The sequence below is a fragment of the Metallumcola ferriviriculae genome, from assembly GCF_035573695.1.
Lineage (GTDB): Bacteria > Bacillota > JADQBR01 > JADQBR01 > JADQBR01 > Metallumcola > Metallumcola ferriviriculae.
The window spans coordinates 2,402,878-2,426,118 of the sequence record NZ_CP121694.1 but is presented as its reverse complement, the minus strand read 5'-3'; the positions used below and the strand labels follow the sequence as shown (position 1 = coordinate 2,426,118).

Here is a 23,241-nt window from a genome sequence, read left to right as displayed (position 1 = left end):
CATGTACTACGGAGACATTCAGGCACTACAAGATATCAATCTATCCATAAAGGAAAAAGAAATTACCGCCTTGATCGGCCCATCGGGTTGCGGTAAATCAACTTTTCTGCGAGTTCTGAATCGAATGAATGAATTAATCATTAATACTCGTGTGGAAGGAACAGTCTATATTGACGGCGATGACATTTATAGCGCCAAGGTGGATGTAGTTAATCTGCGTAAACGGGTAGGTATGGTGTTCCAAAAGCCCAACCCCTTTCCGAAGTCTATTTATGATAATGTGGCCTATGGACCGCGTATTCACGGGATGAGGGACAGGAAAAAGATTGACCAACTTGTAGAAAAAAGTCTCAGACAGGCTGCTCTGTGGGAGGAAGTGAAGGACCGGCTGCAGAGAGCTGCGCTGGGATTATCCGGCGGACAGCAGCAGCGATTATCTATCGCTCGGCTTTTGGCAGTTGGACCTGAGGTGTTGCTGATGGACGAACCTACCTCGGCATTGGACCCGGTATCCACTATGAAAATTGAAGAATTGGTGCAGGATTTAAAAGAAAGGTATACTATAGTTATAGTAACTCATAATATGCAGCAGGCAGCACGAATTAGTGACAAAACCGCTTTTTTTCTTAATGGTGAAGTGATAGAATTTAACAACACCGATACGATGTTTACCAATCCAACTGATCAGCGTACCGAAGATTACATTACCGGACGCTTTGGTTAAAAAGTAATTGCGGGAGGGTTAAAGGTGAGCGATGATATTAGAACTTTTCACGGTGAGTTGAAGGGACTACAGCAGGAAATATTAAGAATGGGCAGTATGGTGGAGGAGGCCATTGACAGGGCCGTAACCTCTCTGAAAAATCAAGATGCCCAATTGGCCCTGCAGGTAAGAGCGGGTGATGAGGCAATTGATGATATGGAACTGGAAATCGAAGACCGCTGCGTCAAGTTGATTGCCACTCAGCAGCCCATGGCCAAGGATTTGCGAAAAATCAGTGTGGCCTTTAAAATTATCACCGATTTGGAGCGGATGGCAGATTATGCTTCGGATATAGCCAAGTCGACAATCAAGATTAGTAAAGAACCTCTGATTAAGCCGTTGATAGACATTCCGCGAATGGCCAAATTGACGCAAAAGATGGTGAAGGACAGTCTTGACAGTTACGTCAATGAAGATGTACAATTGGCAGAGTCATTGGCGGCAGCTGACGATGAGGTAGACAGCCTGCACTCTCAAGTGCTGCGGGAACTGTTGACCTATATGATGGAAGATCCGAAAACCATTCATCAGGCTACGCATCTGACTTTTGTCAGCCGTTATCTGGAACGAATAGCCGACCATGCCACCAACATTGGTGAAAGGGTGATCTACATGGTTACCGGCAAAAGACAAGATTTAAACGATTAAATTTAAAAATGGTAATTTAGCAGTAGATAGAACTGTTATTGATTATAGTATTTAGAAATGTTATAATTTTTAAAAGAAAGACTGCAACACGGAAAAAGGAGGCCGAATGCTGTTTGTGGCAGTAGTTTACGCGGCCTCCTAGTCATTTAACGAGCTTCTAAAATGTAGAATTATGCTGCAGGGGTAAGCCGCTAAGATTAAATGGGTATTTTTCTATCTTGCGGAAAAGGATAAACTTATCGGCAGGTAACAGATGCATAAGTCCTTGAATAGAGGGCTTGTGCGGTGTTGGCTTGTTTTCTGAAAAAGGTGTTGGCGGGGCATGGGTCCTGCGGCAAATGACTTTTGAGGTCTGGCATGTAAATTGCATCATAAGTTGTAGAATTATTTTGTTTATTTATGTATAGGAAATTATGGGTTGTGGATAATTTCCTATACATGGGGGTTGTTAAGGGGGCATGCCCCCTTATGTTAAATGCAGGAGGGTCACAGCGAAGCGACCTAGGGAACCAGGGGTTCCCTGGGTAAGAACAAAAGCATTACCTTTTAAGGCCGAAGGCATGAAATGCTTTTGTTCTTTACCGCAGGCAGTTTCATGCGGTAGAATTTTTATTGCCAGAGGAGGGAGGTAAAGCATTAAGGTTTAATCATGGCAGCGGCTAGAACAGGGGTTTTGGTCAAGTCACCGTCAGCATTGAAGCAGCCGTAAGAACTTGGACACCGATTTTGCTTACAGAAAGGGGTTAAGATATGAGCGTTTTGGAGAAAAACCATTTTCTTGTCCGTAAACTGCACTCATTGTTTGGTGTGATTCCCATCGGGCTTTTCCTGCTGGAACACCTTTACACCAACTCATTTGCAACCCAGGGAGCTGAAGCATTTAACTCCAAGGTGGAATTTTTACAAAGTCTTAGTTACGTACTGTACATTGAGCTATTCCTTATCTTATTACCGATCTTATTTCACGCGTTATATGGATTATATATTGTCTACGTGGCAAAGAATAATATATTGAAGTACACTTATTATCGCAACTGGGCATTTTATCTCCAGAGAATCAGCGCGCTGATCACACTGGTTTTTGTGGTTTACCATTTGTGGGTATTAAGAATATCCGCATTTTTAACCGGTCACGAAGTCACCTTTGCGGTAATGACCCAGCACTTGGCTAATCCGCTAATGTTTGCTTTTTACGTAATTGGTTTGACCGCGGCAACTTATCACTTTGCCAATGGATTATGGGCATTTCTGGTTAGTTGGGGCATCACCATCGGACCCAAAGCTCAGCGCATCAGTGCCTATGTTTCCGCGTTTATTTTCGTGGTGCTTACTGTGATGGGATTACAAGCTTTGTTTGCATTTGTTGCATAAAGGAGGGACCAGGATAAATGGCTGAGAAAAGGATTATTGTTGTAGGTGGTGGTTTGTCCGGCTTAATGGCCACCATGAAAGCTGCAGAACAGGGTGTCAAAGTTGATTTGTTCTCCCTGTGCCCGGTTAAACGATCTCATTCCTGCTGCGCCCAGGGCGGTATTAACGCTGCACTGGATACAAAGGGCTATGATGATAATACTTGGGAGCATCTTGATGATACTGTGTACGGTGGTGACTTTTTGGCCAACCAACCGCCGGTGAAGGACATGTGTGACGCGGCGCCGGGACTGATCCATACCATGGACCGCATGGGAGTAATGTTTAGTCGTACTCCTGAAGGATTGTTAGACCTGCGCTTTTTTGGCGGTGTTAAGAAGCCGCGTACCGCTTTTGCCGGAGCAACCACCGGGCAGCAGCTTTTATATGCTTGTGATGAGCAGGTACGTAAGTGGGAAGATAAAGGCATGGTGAAAAAGTTTGAAGGATGGGAGTTCCTGTCTGCGGTTATTGATGATGACGGAGTTTGCCGCGGCATGATTGCTCAGAACCTGTCCACCATGGAAATCCATGCCTTCAAAGCGGATGCGGTACTTTTAGCTACCGGCGGTGCCGGAATGATTTATGGCAGAAGCACCAACTCGGTGATTAATACAGGTAGTGCTGCCGGAGCAGTGTACCAGCAGGGTGTATACTATGCTAATGGTGAGTTTGTCCAGATTCACCCCACGGCTATGCCAGGTGACGATAAGAATCGACTGATGTCCGAATCTGCCAGAGGTGAAGGCGGCCGGGTATGGACATATAAAGACGGTAAGCCCTGGTACTTCCTAGAAGAGTGGTACCCTGCCTATGGTAACCTTGTCCCCAGGGATATCGCCGCTCGCGCCATCTTTAAGGTTTGTAACGAAATGGGCCTTGGTGTGGATGGAAAAAATCAAGTTTATCTGGATTTGTCTCATAAAGATCCAGACTTCCTTGAATTACGTCTGGGCGGGATTATGGAAATCTATCAAAAGTTCCATGGCGACGACCCCAAGAAGGTACCGATGAAGATTTTCCCATCTGTTCATTATTTCATGGGCGGGATACATGTAGACTGGAAACACCAAACTGCAATTCCCGGATTATTTGCTTCGGGCGAATGCGATTATATGTATCACGGTGCCAACCGTCTTGGAGCCAACTCTTTACTGTCCGCGCTTTACAGTGGTACCGTCTCCGGACCGGCGATGGTGGAATATATCAACGGTCTGGGTAAATCCACGCTTGACGTTAACTCCGGCGTCTTTGACCGGGAGCTGAAGCGGCAGCAGGATTGGGACAAAAATATTTATCAGATGAAGGGCACGGAAAATCCCTACAAACTACATGAAGAAATGGGTGACGTGATGACTACCAACGTTACCGTAGTTAGATATAACGATAAATTGAAGGATACCGACGAAGAGCTTCAGAAACTGCAGCAGCGCTGGCAGAATATTAACATTGAAGATGCAGCCAAGTGGGGCAACCAGGGTGTCATGTTCACTAAGCAGTTGTGGAATATGATGCAGTTGGCCCGGGTAATTACTCTCGGTGCTTATAACCGTAATGAAAGCCGCGGTGCGCACTTTAAGCCCGATTTTCCGGACCGCGATGATGCAAATTGGATGAAGACCACTAAGGCCAAGTTTAGCCCTGATGGGCCGGTGTTTGAATATGAAGATATAGATACTTCATTAATCAAGCCTCGTCCACGGAAGTATGACGTTGATAAGGAGGCGACAAAGAAAGATGAGTAGGGAATTTATTCATTTAAAAGTCAAACGCCAGGATGATGCTAATTCCCAATCCTATTGGGAAGAATTCAAGATTCCTTACAAGCCCAATATGAACGTAGTCTCCGTATTAATGGAAGTAAGGAAAAATCCTGTTAATGCCAATGGTCAAAAGGTTAGTCCGGTAGTATGGGAGTGCAACTGTCTCGAGGAAGTATGCGGCGCCTGCTCAATGCGCGTCAACGGCAAGCCGCGTCAGGCCTGCTCCGCACTGATAGACAAGATAGACCAGAGTCCCATAATGCTTGAACCCTTATCCAAATTTCCGGTAATCAGGGACTTGATGATTGACCGTCAGATAATGTTTGATAATTTGCGTAAGGTAATGGCTTGGGTCAATGTAGACGGCAGCTGGGACCTCGGCCGGGGGCCGCGTTTTGCAGAAAAGACTCGGGTTTGGGCCTATCATCTTTCCCGCTGTATGACCTGCGGCTGCTGTATGGAAGCCTGCCCCAATGTCAGCAGCAAGTCACCCTTTATTGGGCCGGCAGCTTTGAATCAGGTCCGGTTGTTTAATGTCCACGGGTTGGGTAGTATGGATAAGGAAAAGCGTCTGGACTCCATCATGGGCGTAGGCGGTATTACCGACTGCGGCAACTCGCAGAACTGTGTCCAGGTCTGCCCAAAAGACATTCCTCTGACCACTTCGATTGCTGATCTGAATAAAGATACCACTATTCACGGTATAAAACGCTTCTTGAACAAGTAAGGTTTTAAAAACACCAGCCAATAACTTGACAAAAAGGTGCCTGACACCATTTTGTCAAGTTATTGGTATTTTTTTTAAAATCTTTTTGAATAAAGCATGTGCATATTTTTACAAGCGTGGCAGGAATTTAAATGGGCGCCACGAATATACATATATTGACCCGAATTGCGGCATTTAAGGAGCGAAATCAATGTTTGAACATACACTTTTTCGGGAAATAAGGAAAGATTTAAAGCAGGTGGAAAAGGAGCTAAACAAGTATGTAGAAGCGCCAAATGAAATGTTGGCGGAAACTTCAGCACATTTATTACAAGCAGGGGGTAAAAGATTGCGGCCTGCTTTTGCTTTGTTAGCTGGAAAATTCCATGACTATTCACTGGATGAGCTGATGCCTTTAGCCGTTGCCTTAGAGCTGATTCATATGGCCAGCTTAGTACACGATGATGTGGTGGATGCTTCATTAACCCGGCGGGGAAGACCCACAGTGAGGGCTCAGTGGGGCAATCGGGTAAGTATCCATACGGGGGATTATCTGTTCGCGAAATCTTTGATTTTAATTTCTCACTATCAAGATCCTCGGGTGGCGCAAGTTTTGTCCCGGGTAAGTGTACAGATGTGCCAGGGAGAAATTCAGCAGATTGCCACTGCTTTTCAGCCGCATCAAGATATCAGGGATTATTTTTATCGCATCAAAAGAAAGACGGCACTGCTCATTTCTGCCAGCTGCCAGCTTGGCGGCGTGGTGTCCGGGGCACCGGACCACGTTATCAGGGCGCTGACATTGTACGGCTATTATCTCGGTATGGCTTTTCAAGTAACCGATGATATCCTTGATTTGGTGGCTGATGAAAGGGTGCTGGGTAAGCCCGTGGGTAGTGACTTAAGACAGGGGATTATCACACTGCCGGTGATATATGCTGAGAAAAACAGCGAACACCGGGATGTGCTGATTAAGATAATTTCGCATCAGGATAAAGGTGAGGGGGAGGTGCTAGAAGCCATAGAGCTCGTGAAGGAAAGCGGCGGTATTGATTATGCCTTTTCCATCTCCCGCAAATATTTGGAAAAGGCCAAAGGTCAGTTGGCCCTGCTGCCTAACGTAGGTACCAAAAAAACTCTGGGGAAAATAGCGGACTTTATAAACATAAGAAGATATTAGAGAGATTAGAGTAGTTTGGCTTCCCTTCTGATGGGGTTGGGAAGGTAGACATAATTCTAAACTCACAATGTTCCCGGCCATTCCGACAAGGAGGGGCAAAAGTGAGAAAGATATTTAAGTTTCTTTTAAAGATTATACCTAAATTTGATTTGTCAAAGCCGGAAGATAAATTAAAGCTGTTTATCCTGGCGAATGGGCTGTTAATCTTTATCGGTGTTGCTTCGGTGGGGATGCTTAAGGTTACTTCTACGCCGCAGTTTTGTTCGTCATGCCACGAGATGCAGCCGGAATTTGTTACCTGGCAGGCTACATCACACAACCAAATTGATTGCGTCAAGTGTCATATTCCGCCCGGGTTAGACAGTCTGGTAAAACATAAGATTTCTGCAATGAAGCAGCTTTATCAACATGTGACTGACCAGGTGCCTAATCCGATAGAGATGCCGCATCCTATTGAGAATTATGTTTGTGAACAATGTCACTCTCAAAACCGCTTGGTCAATGCGTCAGGAGACATAGTAATACCGCACAATCGACATTTAGAACAAGAGATAGAGTGCGTCACATGTCACAAAGGGGTGGCCCACGGGGTGCTTGCCGAGCGTGAATTAACAAAGGAAATTCCTTATGATGATTGGACGCCGGCAGTTGCTCAGGAACAGACAAAGTCCAAATATGTGCGCCCGCCTATGGGCACCTGTATGGCCTGTCATGAGGAACGAGGTGTTACTACGGAGTGTGCCGCATGCCATAAAGTAATTCGACTTCCTGATAGTCACCAGCAGGGTCAGTGGAAGAGTACCCACGGCTTAACTGCTAGGAGTGAAGGGTATGTCGAATGCATGCAGTGCCATGCTTCAGACAGCTATCTACCGGCTAATTCGACTGATACTGTAGTGAAAATAGCTAGACAGACTGATTTCTGCTATAGCTGTCACCTGACCAAGCCGGCAAATCACGAAAATAAAAATTGGCGGCCGGAACACGGAAAGACGGCTGTGACTAAAGGGAAAGATAATTGTTTTGTCTGCCATGATGTTAATAAATCGGCAGCTGAAGAGAATGTTACCAACACTTATTGCAACCTATGCCATTGGTTCCCGGAGAATAAGCAGATATAGCGCTCAGTATCGAGGGCAGAATATCCGGGGCGTTATTTGGTAGCCGTATCTAAGAATCTCTTGATAAAGGTAAATATCGGCCGGGCAGTACCGGTTACTGCCCGGCCTTTTTACACCTTGTCAGTTGTAAATTTTGTGTTAATTTTTTGGAGGGGTCTTTCTCCCGCCCGGGAGGGAAATGTATGCTTGGCAAACCATTTGTATGGTTCAAAAAGATATTTTGGGATACTAAATTAGGCCGATTGAAGTTAGTGATAGCCATTACATGTCTATCATTATTTGCTTTGACCGGACTGGTCGTTGGTTCCCGGGTTACATCTGACCCCAGGTTTTGTAGCTCCTGCCACGAACTACAGCCTGAATATGTCACATGGAAGGCATCCCCCCACAGCAAGGTGCAATGTGTCAGGTGCCACGAAGGCACCGGCCTTGGTAATTTTATCAAGGGAAAATTCAACGCAATGGATGAAGTATATTCCCATTTTACCGATAACTATAATACTCCCATTGTCATGAAAGGGGAATTGGATAATAATATCTGCCTTAAATGCCATACTGTGCAGCGAGTGGTGACTCCATCCGCAGACATCAGAGTGCCTCATGCTATGCATGTGGATGAACTGGCTGTGGAATGTACCCGGTGCCATGATGGAATTTCCCACGGTAGTATTATGGAACGTGGTCTTACTGCCAATGACAATTATGCCAGCTGGACCTACATAACGGGTAAAACGCAAATGATTCAGGCAAACATAGAGCCCAAAATGAAGACCTGTATGACCTGCCATAAAGCACGCAAGGCACCGATGGAGTGCGAGACATGTCATACTGATGTTATTGATCCGGAATCTCATAAAGCGGATAATTGGAAACAAATTCATGGTAAGCAGGCCATTGCTAGTTTGGATGGATGCATCAAATGCCATTCCTATGGTAACGTCGATTTAAATCTTAAAGATCCCTCTTTAGGAAATGTGACTAAGGCAGCGGAATACGCCAAACGTAATTCTTTCTGTGCTAACTGCCACGGGCAGCGTCCGTCTAGCCACATCGAAGGTGAATGGGCCTTTGGTCATGCATTTGCGATAATTAAAGATTTTGAGCCATGCTTAGCTTGCCACAATGTTAGCAAGCCAACTTCAAAAACTTTGATTACGGCTCCGGCAAAGGCCTATTGCAATCAATGTCATAAACATACGGCAATTATGCTGACCATTGCAGAATTAATGATAGAAAAGGGAAGATATCAAGATGCCGTACACGAAATAATCGGTGCGATTGAAATTGACTCTAGTATACCTAATGCATATTATCTGGCGGGGGTTGCATTTGAGCGAATGGGACAAATAGACCGAGCTGTAAGAAACTATCGAAAAGCCCTGGAAAAGAAACCTGGTTATCTTCCTGCCGAAGCGGCACTAAAGCGGTTAAGGCTTTAGAGTAGCACTCGAATAAGTTAAACTTGTAAATGCCTACTTTTGGAAACAATAGGCATTGCTTAATGAGTCGCGTAAATGTGTTTAACTAATTTTTTTAGGAAACCATATGTTTTAGCAGGAAATATTCTCTTTATCACGAAATGTTTAATGTGTTTGTTAATTATTTCTCAAACTCACACGGGAATAGTATAATAATAAGAAGTTACTGTGGAAAATGCGTCAAGGTGATTTGACCATTACAGCTTACTAACGATACCAGTCCTACATTTGCGGCTAAGCTTTGCCGGCAGTTTGAGCAGGAGTTTGTACTGAATATCAAGATTATTTGCTTCTCTTGGGGTAACCGCAATGAAATAATTTAAAAAATACCGACCCCGAATAACACCAGTCTATTTGTACTTCGTTGGTAAATCTGACTTGCTGGATTTGGTGCGAGTTGGGGACGAGAGAAAAGTGAAGGAGCGGATCAACCAATGTATATCCTCACAGTAGGCCTTAATCACAAAACAGCACCGGTAGAGGTTAGGGAAAAGTTATCTTTTCCTTATGAAAAACTCGAGGAGGCTTTTCCACGCTTAAAAGAAAAAAAGCATGTCCACGGTTGTACCATCCTTTCAACTTGTAATCGCACCGAGGTTTATGCCGCTGTTACCGATGTTGATACAGGACTTGCGGGTATCAAAGCATTTTTGGCAGAAAGCTGCGGTCTCACCACGGCTGATATTAGGGACTTTATCTATGTGCATACTTTGTACGATGCAGTTCGTCATATTTTCCGTGTTGCGTCAGGATTGGATTCAATGATACTGGGTGAAACGCAAGTCCTGGGCCAAGTTCGGGAAGCTTATGAAATTTCCAGAGACCAAGGTGCCACCAACGGCGTGCTGAATACCTTATTCCAACAAGCTATTACCGTGGGTAAGCGGGTGCGTACCGAGACAAAGATTGACCAAAACGCTGTTTCCATCAGCTACGCGGCGGTAGAATTGGCCAAGCAGACATTTAATGATTTGACAGGCAAATCGGTGTTAATTATCGGGGCTGGAAAAATGAGCGGCCTCACGGCAAAGCATTTGGTTTCTCACGGAGTGAATTCCGTACTGGTGGCCAACCGTTCTTATGATAAGGCAGTGGCTATGGCGGAGGAATTCGGCGGCCGGGCCATTCGTTTTGAAAACTTATTTGACTATTTTAATCAAGCAGATGTAATTATCAGCTGCACCGCAGCCAGTAGCTACATAATTACGGCGGAGAAGACAGCTGCTGTAAGACGGGATTATCATAAGCCGTTGTTTATGATTGATATTGCCGTGCCCCGGGATATTGACCCTGAAATTGCTGAGATAGATGGTGTGCAATTAAAGGATATCGATGAACTGCAGTATGTGGTGGATAAAAATTTGGCGGAAAGAAAAAAGTTAGCTGCAGATGCTGAAGTGATTATTGAAGAGGAAATAGCTAGTTTTTTCAAATGGCTGAGCAGTCTTTTCGTGGTGCCTACCATCAAGGCACTGCGGCAAAAAGCAGAAAATATCAAAGAGAATGAACTGGAACGAGCCATTAACCGTCTTGGTTCCCTTAGCGAGCGGGAGAAAAAGGTTATTGGTTCCCTAGCCAATTCCATTACCAATCAACTGCTGCATGACCCGATTATTAATTTAAAGGAATATGCCACCACTCATCAGGGACATCTCTATGCGGAAATATTACAAAATCTTTTTGGCCTGGAAGTAGAAGGGCAAAAGATGAAAAAAAAGGACATTGGCCAGAAACCGGTAACGATACATTCCAGTAAAAAATAAAGTTTGGGGGACAACAATGACACGAGAAATTATCATCGGGACAAGAGACAGTGCCTTAGCGTTATGGCAGACAAATTGGGTAAAGGATAAATTGCAGCGTCTTTACCCGGATTATAAAATTAGTGTCAAAAGTGTTAAAACCCAGGGAGACAAAATCCTGGATGTAGCGCTGGCAAAAATCGGTGACAAGGGTCTTTTTACTAAAGAGCTTGAAGTGGCCATGCTAGCCGGCGAGATTGATATGGCTGTACACAGTATGAAGGACCTGCCCACTGCTTTGCCCGAGGGATTGGCTATCGGTGCCATTTGTGAACGGTTTGATCCGCGGGACGTTGTGGTGTCACATAAAGGGTATCAATTGGCCGATTTACCAGAAGGAGCCAGAGTTGCTACCAGCAGTCTCCGCCGCCGGGCACAACTTTTGAAATACCGGCCGGATTTGACTATTGAGGATGTTCGGGGAAATTTGAATACACGCATGCGTAAGCTTGAAGAACAGGATTTTGATGCTCTTATTCTAGCCGCCGCCGGAGTAGAACGAATGGGTTGGGCGGAGAGAATTGAAGAAAAAATCGCTTATGATATTATTCTTCCCGCGGTAGGACAGGGCTCTATTGGCATAGAACTACGCCGGAATGATGTGGAATTGAAGCAGATAGTTGTTGCAATCAACCACCGGCAGTCTCAGTTGGCTATCTTGGCGGAACGGGCGATGCTGAGAAAACTCGAAGGCGGCTGTCAGATACCTATTGGTGCCTTAGCTTTGGTTGAGGGAGATACTGTTACTCTGGAAGGCCTTGTAGCGAGCCTAGACGGTACAGAGCTGCTGCGGGATCAAGTGGCCGGCGATGCCGATCAGGCGGAGCAATTGGGAATTCAGTTGGCAGATAAGCTGCTTGCCCGAGGTGCGAAAAAAATTCTCGAAGCCGTAAGGCGAGAGACGGAGGAAGCTTAAAGTATGATTGGAAAAGTTTATCTTGTAGGTGCCGGGCCGGGGGATCCCGGCCTTATTACAATTAAAGGATTGAGATGTATCAAGGACGCCGATGTACTTATTTACCACCAATCGGTCAGTCCTCGGTTACTGGATTACGCCGCTGCTGACTGTTTGATGGTACCTGCGGGTCAGGCCCCGGGGAAAGATGCCATGAACGCATTCGATATTAATGCAAATTTGGTACATTATGCCAAAGCGGGAAAAACGGTGACCCGCCTGAATGCGGGCGATCCTTTCGCTTTTGGCCGGGGCAGTGAAGAAGCACTGGCATTGGCCGAGGAAGGGATACCATGTGAAGTGGTGCCCGGTGTCACCGCAGCAGCGGCAGCACCGGCCTATGCCGGTATACCGTTAACTGATGGCACGATAAATTCTTCGGTGACTATAATTACCGGAGAAGAAGATCCCTATATGGAAAAATCCAAAATTCCCTGGGAACAGCTGGTTGACATTAATACTTTAGTATTTATGATGGGTCTAAAAAACCTGGAGAAGATCACCCTGCGGTTGATTAGTGCAGGCAAAGACCCGGAAACTCCGGTTGCCGTAGTGCAAGAGGGGACAACCCCTGAACAAAAAACTGTTAGCGGCACTTTAGCATCCATAACAGGAATGGTGAGACAGGCAGGTATCAAGCATCCGGCGGTGACGGTCATCGGCCACACTGCTAATTTGCGAGAACAGCTGCGCTGGGTAGAGGATAAGCCCCTTTTCGGTAAACGCATCCTTATTTCCCGCCCGGTACATCAGGCGGCGGGTTTTGCCGAGATGATAGAAACGCTGGGCGGAGAACCCTATATTTTTCCTGTAATAGATATTGTGAAGCCCTCGGATAGCTCACCACTGGATAACGCCATTGATAAAGTGGAGCAGTTCGACTGGGTGGTATTTACCAGCGTAAATGGTGTCAACCACTTTTTCCGGGCTATGTGGGAGAAAAAGAAGGACATACGCTGCCTAGCCGAAGCGAAGATCTGTGCAATCGGTCCCAAGACTGCGGCAGCGGTGGAGAAAAAAGGATTACTGGTGGATTATATGCCGGAGGAATATGTGGCGGAAGCTGTCATTGAGGGAATGAAGGACTATGGTTTGAAGGGTATGAAGGTGCTGCTGCCCCGGGCAGATATTGCCCGGCAGGTACTGCCGGAAAAACTGATGGAGATGGGTGCGCTGGTAGAGGAAGTTACCGCCTACGAGACGGTAACCGGCAGCGGCGACCCGGATAAACTGCTGCAACTCCTATCCCAAGGGAAGCTCCATGTTGTCACTTTCACCAGTTCTTCTACAGTAAGAAACTTTCTGAGCAAATTGCCCCGACAGCGCGCTGATGAGCTGTTGAAAGATGTGATTATCGCCTGTATCGGACCGATAACCGCTGAAACGGCCCGGAAAATGGGGCTGACGGTGCATATTGAGGCAGAAGAATATACCATTGACGGTTTATTGGCTGCAATTTTACAATATATTTGATGGAGGTGGAGAATTTGTATTTTCCAACCCTGCGTCCTCGCCGCTTGCGCGGCAGTGAGACGCTGCGCCGGATGGTGCGAGAGAATTTATTAACTGTTGACGATTTGATTTATCCTATGTTTGTCATCTACGGTGAAGAAGTAGCTAATCCGATTTCATCAATGCCCGGAGTTTGCCAATATTCGGTAGACAAGCTGCTGCCGGCGGTGGGAGAAGTGGTTGAACTGGGTATTCCGGCCATTATTCTCTTTGGTATACCCGATGTGAAGGATGAAAAGGGTTCCGGTGCCTATGCTGCCGATGGAATTGTCCAGGAGGCCATTCGAGCTATTAAGAAAGAATATCCGGACCTGTTGGTGATTACCGATGTTTGCCTCTGTGAATTTACCAGTCACGGACACTGTGGTATCGTTCACGAAGGTGACGTACTAAATGATCCTACGCTGGAGTTTCTAGCTCGTACCGCACTGTCTCATGTTGAAGCGGGTGCAGATATGGTGGCGCCGTCGGATATGATGGACGGGCGAGTGAGGGCAATCAGGGAAAAGCTTGATGATAATGGCTATAGCAAAATTCCCATCATGGCCTATTCTGCCAAATATTCGTCCGCTTTTTACGGACCATTCCGCGAGGCGGCAGAATCTGCACCGCAATTTGGCGATCGGCGCAGCTACCAGATGGACCCGCCCAATAGCGATGAAGCGATTAAGGAAACTCTGCTTGACATCGAAGAAGGTGCGGATATTGTGATGGTTAAGCCGGCACTTGCCTATATGGATATTATTCGTCGATTGAAGGACGAATTTACTTATCCCGTGGCAGCTTATAATGTCAGCGGTGAATATTCCATGATTAAAGCTGCGGCGGAAAAAGGATGGATAGACGAACAAGCAGTGGTAATGGAAATGCTCACCGGTATGAAAAGAGCCGGTGCAGATTTGATCCTTACTTATTTTGCTAAGGATGCCGCCAAATGGTTAAAGGATAGATAGTGCTAACTAAGGAGAGAAACGGAGGTAGGAGTCATGATAATTTCTTGGAATACCACCAACCAATGTAATATGTACTGTGATCACTGCTATCGTGACGCAGGGGCCAGATCTGACGAGGAACTGAGTACTGAGCAGGGCAAACAACTGTTGGACGAGATCATCAAAGCGGGTTTTAAAATTATGATTTTTTCCGGCGGCGAACCCTTTATGCGGGATGATATCTTTGAGTTGGTAGAACACGGCATTAAAGGCGGTCTGAGGGTGGTCTTTGGTACCAACGGCACCTTGATTACTAAAGAGGTGGCCCAAAAATTGAAAGACTTGGGTGTTATGGGTGTCGGTATCAGTTTAGATAGCTTAGACAAAGCAAAGCACGATAAATTGCGTAAATATAAAGGTGCGTGGGACGAGGCGGTGCGCGGTATGAAGAACTCCCGCGAAGTGGGCTTGCCCTTCCAGATTCATACTACTGTAATGGACTGGAATGACCATGAAGTTACCGATATGACTGATTTTGCCGTGGATATGGGCGCCGTAGCGCATCACATCTTCTTCCTGGTTCCTACCGGCCGTGCTGTCAGTATTGAAGAAGAATCCCTCCGCGCAGAACAGTATGAAGAACTGCTGGAGCGTATCCTTAAAAAACAGCAGGAAGTGGACATCGAATTGAAACCCACCTGCGCGCCCCAGTTTATGCGTATTGCCAAACAGATGGGCATGAATATGCGTTTCGGTCGCGGCTGCCTGGCAGGTACCAGCTACTGCATCATCGGCCCCCGCGGTGATGTACAGCCCTGTGCCTACATGGATATCCATATTGGCAACGTAAAAGAAGAAAAGTTCAGCGAGCTGTGGGCAGACAGCCCCACATTCAAGGAACTGCGTACCATGGAATATAAAGGCGGCTGCGGAGTTTGCGGATACAAGAAGATTTGCGGCGGCTGCCGAGCCAGAGCAGCATTCTACAACGATGGCGACTACATGGCCGAAGAACCCTGGTGCCTCTACCACGGCCGCAAAGGCGGCGAAGGCAAATAACTTGACAAAATCGTGCCAGGCACCTTTTTGTCAAGTTATTGGGGAAATTCGACAAAGTCACTTATGGTGCCTGACACCATAAGTGACAAATAAGTGACACCCATGGTGCCTGACACCGGCGGTGTTACATAAGGAGTGATATTGTGTTTAAGGGTTTATCGAAATCGGAGAAGTTATTCGAGGAAGCGAAGCAGTATATACCCGGCGGGGTAAACAGTCCTGTACGTGCTTATTCATCAGTGGGTATGAATCCGCCTTTCATAGTACGGGGTGATGGGTCTAAACTTTATGACGAGGATGGTAATGTATATATTGATTATGTACAATCTTGGGGGCCTTTAATTTTAGGGCATAGACATCCTCAGGTGGTTGAAGCGCTGCAGGAGTGCCTGGAGATAGGTACCAGCTTTGGTGCACCAACGGCATTGGAAACGGAACTGGCTAAGCTGACCATTGATTTGATACCCTCCATGGAAATGGTACGGATGGTAAACTCCGGAACAGAGGCTACCATGAGTGCCTTGCGTTTGGCCCGCGGTTATACTGAGAGGGATAAGATAGTCAAATTTAAAGGGAACTATCACGGTCATGCCGATCACCTACTGATTGATGCGGGCTCCGGCGCGTTGACATTGGGTGTTCCTACCAGTCCCGGTGTACCTCAGAGTATTGCGCAAAATACTATTACTGCGCCCTATAACGACCTAGACACCGTGAAAAAGATATTTGAAATGGAAGGGAAAAATATTGCCGCCGTCATTTTAGAACCGGTGGCCGGTAATATGGGCTGTATACCGCCCAGGCCAGGGTTCTTGGAAGGATTACGGGAAGTTACCAGTCAATACGGCAGCCTGCTTATTTTTGACGAAGTAATGTCCGGTTTCCGGGCCGGTCTACACGGCGCCCAGGGAGTGTATAACATTGACCCGGATCTTACCTGCTTAGGTAAGGTCATCGGCGGCGGCTTACCGGTTGGTGCGTATGGCGGTAAGAAAAAGATTATGGAGCAAATAGCTCCTGCCGGGCCCGTCTATCAGGCCGGCACTTTGTCGGGTAACCCCTTGGCCATGACGGCAGGGCTTGCTACTTTGAAGGTACTTAGTGCTCCCGGTGTCTTTGCAGAAATTGAGAACAAGGCGGCTAAGCTCTCTGAAGGACTGCAGCAGGCAGCCAAGGAGACCGGTTTGACCGCAGCATTTAACCGGGTGGGTACCATGCAGTCAGTATTTTTCACGAGCAAAGAAGTGGTTGATTTTGATACTGCTTCGTCGTCGGATTTGGATAAGTTCACGAAATTCTTCCAAATTATGCTCAAGGAAGGAATTTATTTGGCCCCGTCGCAGTATGAAGCGGGCTTCATGTCAATTGCCCATACTGACGAAGATATTGAAAAGACAGTGGCTGCTGCTAAAAAGGCTTTCTCAGAAATCGCATAGAAAAATGTTTGCAGTTAAGAAAACCGCCGTTTCAGAAGAAGCGGTTTTCTTACTGTCAGAATTCTGAGGAAAATTCCATGTAAATTTTATTAAATAATGTTTAATTTTAAGAATCACGGCAATAATAGGAATACACACTCACTTCTTCATAGACCTCCTTGAAAGCCGGGAACCCGTTTAGACAGGTTTCCCGGTATTTTTTTGTCTTATTATTGCAGGAACTGTCCCAGCCCAGGTAAAATTATACTTATGAGACTAATCCCGGGGGGTAACGGATTTGGAGAAATTGTTAATGAAGGTTTTAGACGGCAATTTTAAAACTACACACCATATTTCAGAAGAGTTAAAGATGGAGTACCCGGAGGAATTTAATGATGCATTGGAAGATTATCGGGAACAGCATGACTTTTCAACCTGCAGTACTTACATGAGTCCTTTAATGTTGGTAGGCGGCGTATTGAGCCGAATGTTAGAAGAAGAAAGGGTGGAACGATGTCAGCTGGACGGTGAGAATGCCTGGCGGAAAAAATCACCAGGCAGGATTAGAAGCGTGTGAGATGTTTAAAGCAGAGTATTAAGCAGTATATAGATTATCATTCCTGATACCACGGTAACAACCATACTACGTGATTTAACGGCGATAATAAAGCAAGGAATGGCCGTTAATAAGCCAATATTTTGCAACGAGAAATCAAAGTGCCGCTGATTAAGAAATAATTCCGGAGCCAACAGGGCAGCTAATACAGCCGGGGGAATGAATCGCAGCCACTGTATCACCAGAGGCGGTAAGTTTTTCTTGCTGAAGGTAACCAGCGGTAATGCCCGAGGAATATAAGTAACTATAGCGGCACCGATAATTATTGCCCAGATGTAATCCATTCAAAAATCACTCCCAATGTGGCGGCGGCAATTGTAGCCAGGATGATATTCCAACTGCCGGCAGAATAGTACTTGATAGCGATAGAGATGATTGCTGCGGCCAAGCCCACTAGTATGGCGGCCTTATCCTTAACCTGCATAATCAATAGGGCGATAAACATGGCAGGCAGGGCGAAATTCAGGCCGTACTGGGCCGGATTTCTAATCAGATTACCAAAAGCTCCTCCTAAGAAACTGGCCAAGACCCAGGCGCTGTGGGCGGTAAGATTGAGGCCCATATGAAACGATTCTGTGGCTTTTTCCTCTTGAAAGTGGGATATGGCAACTGCGTATGTTTCGTCGGTAATTTGATATGACACAAAGCCCAGCAGGGGCACAGGGTAGTGCTTCAGGTGTGGGATAAGAGAAGCGCTCATCAAGAGATGGCGCAGGTTTACTAAAAAGACGGTAAATATTACCGCTGCCGCGGACACTGCTGCTCCCATCAAACCCACCGCAATAAACTGCCCGGAGCCGGCATAGACCAGTACGGACATCATAGTGGTTTGAAAAAGCGATAGACCTGCTTCACGGGCCAGAACACCATAGGCAAATCCCAACGGCATATAGCCCATTACTATCGGTAATGCGGCTTTGACCCCTGCTAAAAATCGATTGCGAGCCATAGTTGATTTCCCCTCTCAATTACCCATAAATTATAGCAGAACCGCAAAAACCGGTCAACGAGTAGGGCAGCGGTCGGTTTTTAAAATTGACCGGAGCCGGTCACAGGAATTTATGATTTTATGGCGAAACTGTCACTTACACTGGTAAACGAGGCCCTGCAGTACATTACACATTGCTGCAGTAAAAAAGGGGTTTTTAGATGCATAAAAAACTGGTATTAGCAATAATCGTAGTTATCTTTCTAGTAAGTGGATGCAGCAGTGAGACTGCCCAGTTTCCGGAGCGGGAAATGTACCGCCATCCCGACGCAGGGTTTGCCGTGCAGCTGCCCTCAACATGGGAGAAGGTTTATGAATCGGAACAAGCAGTAAGCTTCGTGGACTCTGAGCTTGGGATTGGTTTTAATGCCCGGGCTGAATTTGGAGGGTTGAGCTTTTACAACGTGGAATCTCTGGCTGACGAAGTTATAAAGGTTTTTGAAGACAACAAAAACTTTACGGATATAGACGTTATTTCAGAAGAGCAAACTGCTATTACTGAAAGCTCCTATAAATTAATTTTTGAAAGTACCGATTCTTTAGGTATTCGCTTGGGTACTAAGGTATTTATTTTTGATATCTATCCCGGTATCCGCTATTATTTAGCATTTACAGCAGATAAAGAAACGTACTATCGCTACGACCAAGGCTTTGATTGGTTAGCACAGTCCTTTTTTGTGACCAAAGACTACAATGAGTTGTATCAAGCATTAACGCCGCAAATGCCGGAAGGCCATCCGGAAACGGAAAATGGCGGTAAGCCCAGTCCCGAAACCAATACAGATAAGGATAAAAAGAATCAATAAGCAGACAGGTACTGCATAAAGACATAATCCAATTGCTTCCCGTTAATGCAAAAAATACCGTGAAATATTTCAATAAACATGGCAAGTGGACTTGATTTTATCTCCGCTTTTTGTTAAGATATAATTCGTCAACCAAACACGTGCGGCAGTGGCGGAATTGGCAGACGCGCAAGATTCAGGTTCTTGTGGGCGCAATGCTCGTGAAGGTTCAAGTCCTTTTTGCCGCACCAGATTTTTAATAGCAAGGCTAAAAGAGTCTAGTTGGTTTTAATACCAATAGGACTCTTTTTTTCAGTTTATTAGTTACATAAGGTAGAGTATAGGCCATTTGGGCTGGTAAGGGTACCTGGAAAATCTCCCGGGTCACCTTTTGCATCCTTTAGCTGGAAATCCTATCCATTGCACACTAATATAAATTAATTTATACTAGTGCTTGACCACATTAACTAATTAAAGGGTTAAGTGGTTAAAGAGGAGGTAGGGTGAAATGAAAAAATTATCGTTGTTGCTTGTAGTAATGTTGGTGGTAAGTTTTGCCGTAGCTGGGTGCGGTGGACAATCATCAGAGGGTGGGGAAAATCAGCAGGAAGCGGAACAGCCGGCTGATGAGAATAACACTCCGCAGCCCACTGAGGTAACTTTAGCTGTTTCTTCATGGATCGGCTATGCACCGTTACATATTGCGGCTGAAAAAGGATTTTTTGAAGAGAACGGCGTTAATGTGGACCTGCAGGTCATTGAAAGTGTTTCAGACCGCAGAACAGCATTAGCAGCTGATAGGATTCAGGGTTTTGCTTCTACTGTTGATACTCATGTGATGACTGCTGCTGCCGGCATTCCGGTGGTACAAATATTAGGACTTGATACTTCCTTTGGCGGTGACGGAATAGTAGCCACTGAAGATATCAAAAGTATTCAGGACTTAAAAGGGAAAAAGGTGGCTCTTCATACCGGCGGCGGCGCCAGTTACTTTTGGACTCAGTATCTGCTTGACCGGGAAGGGATGAAGCTTTCCGACTTAAATGTGCTAGATATGAGTGCCGGTGATGCCGGAGACGCTTTTGTCGCTGGTAAAGTAGACGCAGCGATTACCTGGCAGCCTTGGTTAACTAAAGCAGAGGAAACGGATTTTGGTCATGTTTTGATTTCCAGTGATGAAACACCTGGTGTAATCGTGGATTCCTTGGCTTTAAGGGAAGACTTTGTCAAGGATAACCCCGAAGCAGTTCAAGGGATAGTGGATGCATGGTTTGATGCGTTAGCCTTTGCCGCGGAAAACCCCGGGGAAGCCAATCAAATTATGGCTCTGGCCATGGACCAGACAGTCGAAGAATTTGAGGCCACACTGCCTGATGTGAAATTCTATGATCAGACAGAGAACCAAGAATATTTCGGAACCCCGGACGACCCGGGTTTGTTGTGGGAAGTCAGTGAAAAAGCAGCGGACTTCTGGTTAGCTGAAGGTCTGATCGATAACAAGCCGGAAATGATTAAAATTATTGACGGCAGCTTTGTTAAATAGAATATAAAGTCTAGTAGACGTAGGCGGGGCTGATTAGTGCTTCCGCCTACAAAAGGTTTTTAGGAGGGAAACGGTTATGGCAGGACCGATGCTAGACCCCAAATTTAGAAAATATCAAGCGGCATTCCAACCCCGTCGTAATATTACTCGGAGTAACTATCTATTTCTATCAGTATCCACTTTTGTAACTTTGTTTTTGGCCTGGTCGGCACTCACATACACCGGCTTTATCGATCCATTATTTTTACCGACACCCATTGCCATTATGGAGTCTGCTATGAAGCTGACATTTGAATTAAATTTTCTCCATGATGTCTGGATGACCTTTATGCGGGTAATGGTAGGATTTGCTGCGGCGGCGATTATTGGCATACCGCTGGGAATTCTTGTGGGCACATATAAACCGGTAGAGGCGATGGTGGAACCATTAATGGCCTTTATCCGCTATATGCCCGCTTCTGCCTTTATTCCCCTTTTTATCCTCTGGATTGGCGTCAATGAGGCAGAAAAAATTGCGGTAATATGGTTTGGCAGTTTCTTTCAATTGGTACTGATGGTAGCAGTGGCTACAAAAAGCGTCAAACAAGAGCTGTTGGAGGTATCCTATACTCTTGGTACTTCCCGTTCGGCGGTACTGTGGCGGGTGCTGCTGCCGGCCAGCTTACCGGCGATCATGGATTCGCTGAGATTGATATTGGGGTGGGCCTGGACCTATGTAATTGTGGCAGAGTTGATTGGGGCATCGGCGGGTATCGGGCATACGATTTTACAATCCTCTCGGATGCTGCGTACAGCGAATATTTTAGTAGGTATTTTGACCATCGGCATTTTGGGATTGATATCTGACTACTGCTTTAAATGGGCGCATCGAGTGTTTTTTCCTTGGACGGAGTAACTTATTGATGATATATTGAGGTAGCAAAATCTTTTGTAAAAGTAATGGGATGGGTGAAGCGGATGGCACTAACAAAAACCAGTCTCCAGGTATCAGGGGTAACAAAAACATATGGTCAGGATAATAACGCGGTACGTGCTTTAGAAGAAATCAATCTTTCTGTGGGTGAACGAGAATTTCTGGCGATACTAGGCCCTTCGGGCTGCGGCAAGTCAACGCTGCTGAGAATTATTGGCGGCTTGGTGGAGCCCTCAAGCGGTGCCGTGATGGCGGGCGGCAGGGAAATTAAAGAACCCGGGGCAGACCGGGGTATGGTCTTCCAGTCCTATACCTTGTTTCCCTGGCTTACCGTGGAGAAAAACATAGAATTCGGCTTAAAGGAAAAAGGGGTTCCTGCAGAACAGCGAAAGGAAACCGCTGCCAAATATATTGATTTGGTAGGCTTAATGGGTTTCGAAAACAGTTTCCCCAAAGCGTTGTCCGGGGGCATGAAACAACGGGTGGCTATCGCCCGGGCTTTGGCCAACGACCCGGAATTTTTATTACTAGATGAGCCTTTCGGTGCGTTAGACACGCAGACGCGCAGTTTGATGCAGGAACTATTAATGAATGTCTGGGAAAAATCGCCGAAAACCATTATTTTTGTCACCCACGACGTAGAAGAGGCGATTTTTATGGCGGATAGGGTAGTGGTGATGACCTCCCGGCCCGGCAGGGTGAAAGAAGTAATCAATGTTGATTTGCCCCGGCCCAGGGATTACCATATTAAAACCGATGATATGTTCTTAGAATATAAGCGCCGGGCAGTAGAATTGATCAGGGAAGAAAGTATTAAGGCGATGAATACGTAAAATAAAAAATACGGGCCACGTGGCCCGTATTTTTGTGGAATTATTTATCCTTTTGGTGCAAAGGTGGCACAATCAGTTTCTTCGGTGTTGCTGGCCTTAGGTGTTTGAATTTCAATGGAGCTGGCTTTGCACATATCGCCATTACCCCAATATTCGCAACCGTTCACGACACATTTGACCCGAGAAATAGGGTCACCGGTCATTGAAGTTCTGCCCATAAATTAATAAGCCTCCTTCCGTGGTTGTTATCCAGCTAGCAAAGCCCATCCATTAACGGGCATTGCTCCTCAACGCAGTCTTCACATTGGCTATAATCGGGTTCCTCGACTTCCGTTACTGACTTTACTTGACAGTCTTTTTTGTTTTCATCTGACATTAGAGAGCAGCACCTCCATTTTTAATTCATTTGCTATTATTGTCAAAATTCGAGTACTATATACAAGGAAAAGCTCCCGGCACTTTAAAGTGCCGGGAGCTTTGGCTGGGGCGGCAGGATTTGAACCTACGCATGGCGGAGTCAAAGTCCGCTGCCTTACCGCTTGGCTACGCCCCATTGATTGGACACTATTATCTTTTGAGAAATTGCGCCGATTTATAACTGTTAAAAATCGGCATTAAAAAAGTGACAAAATGGTCGGGGCGAAAGGATTCGAACCTTCGACCCCATGGTCCCAAACCATGTGCGCTACCAAACTGCGCTACGCCCCGTGATATTGTCACAAATGCTATTATAACGAATTATTTCTCCTTAGTCAACTAAGTATTCAATAATCTGCAAGAACAAAAGCATTTCATGCCTTCGGCCTCAAAAGGTAATGC

At 45.9% G+C, this 23,241-nt stretch carries 23 protein-coding genes and 3 tRNA genes; 20 read left to right on the top strand and 6 right to left on the bottom strand.

The window, feature by feature from the left end; translation table 11 throughout:
- Position 1 precedes the first annotated feature (1 nt).
- The 15 genes from pstB to MFMK1_RS12025 all read left to right on the top strand — a co-directional run bounded on the left by pstB (position 2) and on the right by MFMK1_RS12025 (position 17,321).
- On the top strand, positions 2-724 hold the full coding sequence (gene pstB, locus MFMK1_RS12095) for a phosphate ABC transporter ATP-binding protein PstB (RefSeq protein ID WP_366924937.1): 723 nt from the start codon (positions 2-4) through the stop codon (positions 722-724).
- A gap of 87 nt (positions 725-811) precedes the next feature.
- Positions 812-1,411, top strand: a complete 600-nt coding sequence (gene phoU / locus MFMK1_RS12090) for a phosphate signaling complex protein PhoU (RefSeq protein WP_366924936.1) — start codon at positions 812-814, stop codon at positions 1,409-1,411.
- A gap of 750 nt (positions 1,412-2,161) precedes the next feature.
- A complete protein-coding gene (locus MFMK1_RS12085) occupies positions 2,162-2,782 on the top strand; it encodes a succinate dehydrogenase cytochrome b558 subunit (RefSeq protein WP_366921957.1) in 621 nt (206 codons plus the stop codon).
- A gap of 17 nt (positions 2,783-2,799) precedes the next feature.
- On the top strand, positions 2,800-4,566 hold the full coding sequence (gene sdhA / locus MFMK1_RS12080; RefSeq protein WP_366921956.1) for a succinate dehydrogenase flavoprotein subunit: 1,767 nt from the start codon (positions 2,800-2,802) through the stop codon (positions 4,564-4,566).
- A complete protein-coding gene (sdhB, locus tag MFMK1_RS12075; RefSeq protein ID WP_366921955.1) occupies positions 4,559-5,311 on the top strand; it encodes a succinate dehydrogenase iron-sulfur subunit in 753 nt (250 codons plus the stop codon). The genes sdhA and sdhB overlap by 8 nt, the downstream gene beginning before the upstream one ends.
- Positions 5,312-5,501: 190 nt before the next feature.
- Entirely contained in the window at positions 5,502-6,470 is a 969-nt protein-coding gene (locus MFMK1_RS12070; protein WP_366921954.1) for a polyprenyl synthetase family protein, read from the top strand.
- Between the two features lie 101 nt (positions 6,471-6,571).
- Complete coding sequence (locus MFMK1_RS12065) at positions 6,572-7,591, top strand: cytochrome c3 family protein (RefSeq protein WP_366921953.1); 1,020 nt, start codon at positions 6,572-6,574, stop codon at positions 7,589-7,591.
- Positions 7,592-7,773: 182 nt separating this feature from the next.
- Positions 7,774-9,030: a NapC/NirT family cytochrome c gene (locus tag MFMK1_RS12060; RefSeq protein ID WP_366921952.1), complete on the top strand. Its 1,257-nt coding sequence runs from the start codon at positions 7,774-7,776 to the stop codon at positions 9,028-9,030.
- 473 nt (positions 9,031-9,503) lie between these two features.
- Positions 9,504-10,832: a glutamyl-tRNA reductase gene (hemA, locus tag MFMK1_RS12055; RefSeq protein ID WP_366921951.1), complete on the top strand. Its 1,329-nt coding sequence runs from the start codon at positions 9,504-9,506 to the stop codon at positions 10,830-10,832.
- Between the two features lie 16 nt (positions 10,833-10,848).
- Positions 10,849-11,787 carry a hydroxymethylbilane synthase gene (gene hemC, locus MFMK1_RS12050; RefSeq protein ID WP_366921950.1) on the top strand — a complete coding sequence of 313 codons (939 nt, stop codon included), beginning with the start codon at positions 10,849-10,851 and terminating at the stop codon, positions 11,785-11,787.
- A gap of 3 nt (positions 11,788-11,790) precedes the next feature.
- On the top strand, positions 11,791-13,299 hold the full coding sequence (gene cobA / locus MFMK1_RS12045; RefSeq protein ID WP_366921949.1) for a uroporphyrinogen-III C-methyltransferase: 1,509 nt from the start codon (positions 11,791-11,793) through the stop codon (positions 13,297-13,299).
- Positions 13,300-13,313: 14 nt separating this feature from the next.
- Entirely contained in the window at positions 13,314-14,291 is a 978-nt protein-coding gene (gene hemB, locus MFMK1_RS12040; protein WP_366921948.1) for a porphobilinogen synthase, read from the top strand.
- A gap of 33 nt (positions 14,292-14,324) precedes the next feature.
- Positions 14,325-15,329, top strand: a complete 1,005-nt coding sequence (nirJ2, locus tag MFMK1_RS12035) for a putative heme d1 biosynthesis radical SAM protein NirJ2 (protein WP_366921947.1) — start codon at positions 14,325-14,327, stop codon at positions 15,327-15,329.
- Positions 15,330-15,472: 143 nt separating this feature from the next.
- Positions 15,473-16,765 carry a glutamate-1-semialdehyde 2,1-aminomutase gene (gene hemL, locus MFMK1_RS12030; RefSeq protein WP_366921946.1) on the top strand — a complete coding sequence of 431 codons (1,293 nt, stop codon included), beginning with the start codon at positions 15,473-15,475 and terminating at the stop codon, positions 16,763-16,765.
- Positions 16,766-17,042: 277 nt separating this feature from the next.
- A complete protein-coding gene (locus MFMK1_RS12025) occupies positions 17,043-17,321 on the top strand; it encodes a hypothetical protein (protein ID WP_366921945.1) in 279 nt (92 codons plus the stop codon).
- Between the two features lie 5 nt (positions 17,322-17,326).
- On the opposite strand, the gene MFMK1_RS12020 is transcribed toward MFMK1_RS12025, so the two are convergent.
- Entirely contained in the window at positions 17,327-17,644 is a 318-nt protein-coding gene (locus MFMK1_RS12020; protein WP_366921944.1) for an AzlD domain-containing protein, read from the bottom strand.
- Positions 17,623-18,309: an AzlC family ABC transporter permease gene (locus MFMK1_RS12015; protein WP_366921943.1), complete on the bottom strand. Its 687-nt coding sequence runs from the start codon at positions 18,307-18,309 to the stop codon at positions 17,623-17,625. Before MFMK1_RS12015 ends, MFMK1_RS12020 begins: the two co-directional genes overlap by 22 nt.
- A gap of 200 nt (positions 18,310-18,509) precedes the next feature.
- On the opposite strand from MFMK1_RS12015, the gene MFMK1_RS12010 reads away from it, so the two are divergent.
- The 5 genes from MFMK1_RS12010 to MFMK1_RS11990 all read left to right on the top strand — a co-directional run bounded on the left by MFMK1_RS12010 (position 18,510) and on the right by MFMK1_RS11990 (position 22,422).
- On the top strand, positions 18,510-19,154 hold the full coding sequence (locus tag MFMK1_RS12010) for a hypothetical protein (protein WP_366921942.1): 645 nt from the start codon (positions 18,510-18,512) through the stop codon (positions 19,152-19,154).
- A 142-nt stretch (positions 19,155-19,296) separates the two neighbouring features.
- A tRNA-Leu gene (locus MFMK1_RS12005) sits at positions 19,297-19,384 on the top strand.
- A gap of 257 nt (positions 19,385-19,641) precedes the next feature.
- A complete protein-coding gene (locus tag MFMK1_RS12000) occupies positions 19,642-20,676 on the top strand; it encodes an ABC transporter substrate-binding protein (RefSeq protein ID WP_366921941.1) in 1,035 nt (344 codons plus the stop codon).
- Positions 20,677-20,752: 76 nt separating this feature from the next.
- Positions 20,753-21,571: an ABC transporter permease gene (locus MFMK1_RS11995; RefSeq protein ID WP_366921940.1), complete on the top strand. Its 819-nt coding sequence runs from the start codon at positions 20,753-20,755 to the stop codon at positions 21,569-21,571.
- Between the two features lie 62 nt (positions 21,572-21,633).
- On the top strand, positions 21,634-22,422 hold the full coding sequence (locus MFMK1_RS11990) for an ABC transporter ATP-binding protein (protein WP_366921939.1): 789 nt from the start codon (positions 21,634-21,636) through the stop codon (positions 22,420-22,422).
- Between the two features lie 44 nt (positions 22,423-22,466).
- Here MFMK1_RS11990 and MFMK1_RS11985 read toward each other — a convergent pair whose 3' ends face one another.
- The 4 genes from MFMK1_RS11985 to MFMK1_RS11970 form a co-directional block, all read right to left on the bottom strand.
- Positions 22,467-22,640 (bottom strand): DUF1540 domain-containing protein, encoded by a 174-nt coding sequence (locus MFMK1_RS11985; RefSeq protein WP_366921938.1) that lies wholly within the window; start codon positions 22,638-22,640, stop codon positions 22,467-22,469.
- A 35-nt stretch (positions 22,641-22,675) separates the two neighbouring features.
- A complete protein-coding gene (locus MFMK1_RS11980) occupies positions 22,676-22,798 on the bottom strand; it encodes a hypothetical protein (RefSeq protein WP_366921937.1) in 123 nt (40 codons plus the stop codon).
- Positions 22,799-22,900: 102 nt separating this feature from the next.
- Positions 22,901-22,975: transfer RNA gene (locus tag MFMK1_RS11975), tRNA-Gln, on the bottom strand.
- A 78-nt stretch (positions 22,976-23,053) separates the two neighbouring features.
- Positions 23,054-23,130 (bottom strand) — tRNA-Pro (locus tag MFMK1_RS11970).
- Positions 23,131-23,241: the final 111 nt, after the last annotated feature.

Bases quoted from the DNA above. Each gene is read 5' to 3' on its own strand.
- MFMK1_RS12020 (WP_366921944.1), bottom strand. From the start codon at position 17,644: ATGGATTACATCTGGGCAATAATTATCGGTGCCGCTATAGTTACTTAT.
- hemC (WP_366921950.1), top strand. From the start codon at position 10,849: ATGACACGAGAAATTATCATCGGGACAAGAGACAGTGCCTTAGCGTTA.
- MFMK1_RS12060 (WP_366921952.1), top strand. From the start codon at position 7,774: ATGCTTGGCAAACCATTTGTATGGTTCAAAAAGATATTTTGGGATACT.
- MFMK1_RS12085 (WP_366921957.1), top strand. From the start codon at position 2,162: ATGAGCGTTTTGGAGAAAAACCATTTTCTTGTCCGTAAACTGCACTCA.
- MFMK1_RS12000 (WP_366921941.1), top strand. From the start codon at position 19,642: ATGAAAAAATTATCGTTGTTGCTTGTAGTAATGTTGGTGGTAAGTTTT.
- sdhB (WP_366921955.1), top strand. From the start codon at position 4,559: ATGAGTAGGGAATTTATTCATTTAAAAGTCAAACGCCAGGATGATGCT.
- MFMK1_RS11990 (WP_366921939.1), top strand. From the start codon at position 21,634: ATGGCACTAACAAAAACCAGTCTCCAGGTATCAGGGGTAACAAAAACA.
- sdhA (WP_366921956.1), top strand. From the start codon at position 2,800: ATGGCTGAGAAAAGGATTATTGTTGTAGGTGGTGGTTTGTCCGGCTTA.
- cobA (WP_366921949.1), top strand. From the start codon at position 11,791: ATGATTGGAAAAGTTTATCTTGTAGGTGCCGGGCCGGGGGATCCCGGC.
- MFMK1_RS11980 (WP_366921937.1), bottom strand. From the start codon at position 22,798: ATGTCAGATGAAAACAAAAAAGACTGTCAAGTAAAGTCAGTAACGGAA.
- MFMK1_RS12010 (WP_366921942.1), top strand. From the start codon at position 18,510: ATGCATAAAAAACTGGTATTAGCAATAATCGTAGTTATCTTTCTAGTA.
- MFMK1_RS11995 (WP_366921940.1), top strand. From the start codon at position 20,753: ATGGCAGGACCGATGCTAGACCCCAAATTTAGAAAATATCAAGCGGCA.
- hemA (WP_366921951.1), top strand. From the start codon at position 9,504: ATGTATATCCTCACAGTAGGCCTTAATCACAAAACAGCACCGGTAGAG.
- nirJ2 (WP_366921947.1), top strand. From the start codon at position 14,325: ATGATAATTTCTTGGAATACCACCAACCAATGTAATATGTACTGTGAT.
- pstB (WP_366924937.1), top strand. From the start codon at position 2: ATGTACTACGGAGACATTCAGGCACTACAAGATATCAATCTATCCATA.
- MFMK1_RS12070 (WP_366921954.1), top strand. From the start codon at position 5,502: ATGTTTGAACATACACTTTTTCGGGAAATAAGGAAAGATTTAAAGCAG.
- phoU (WP_366924936.1), top strand. From the start codon at position 812: ATGGGCAGTATGGTGGAGGAGGCCATTGACAGGGCCGTAACCTCTCTG.
- MFMK1_RS12015 (WP_366921943.1), bottom strand. From the start codon at position 18,309: ATGGCTCGCAATCGATTTTTAGCAGGGGTCAAAGCCGCATTACCGATA.
- MFMK1_RS11985 (WP_366921938.1), bottom strand. From the start codon at position 22,640: ATGGGCAGAACTTCAATGACCGGTGACCCTATTTCTCGGGTCAAATGT.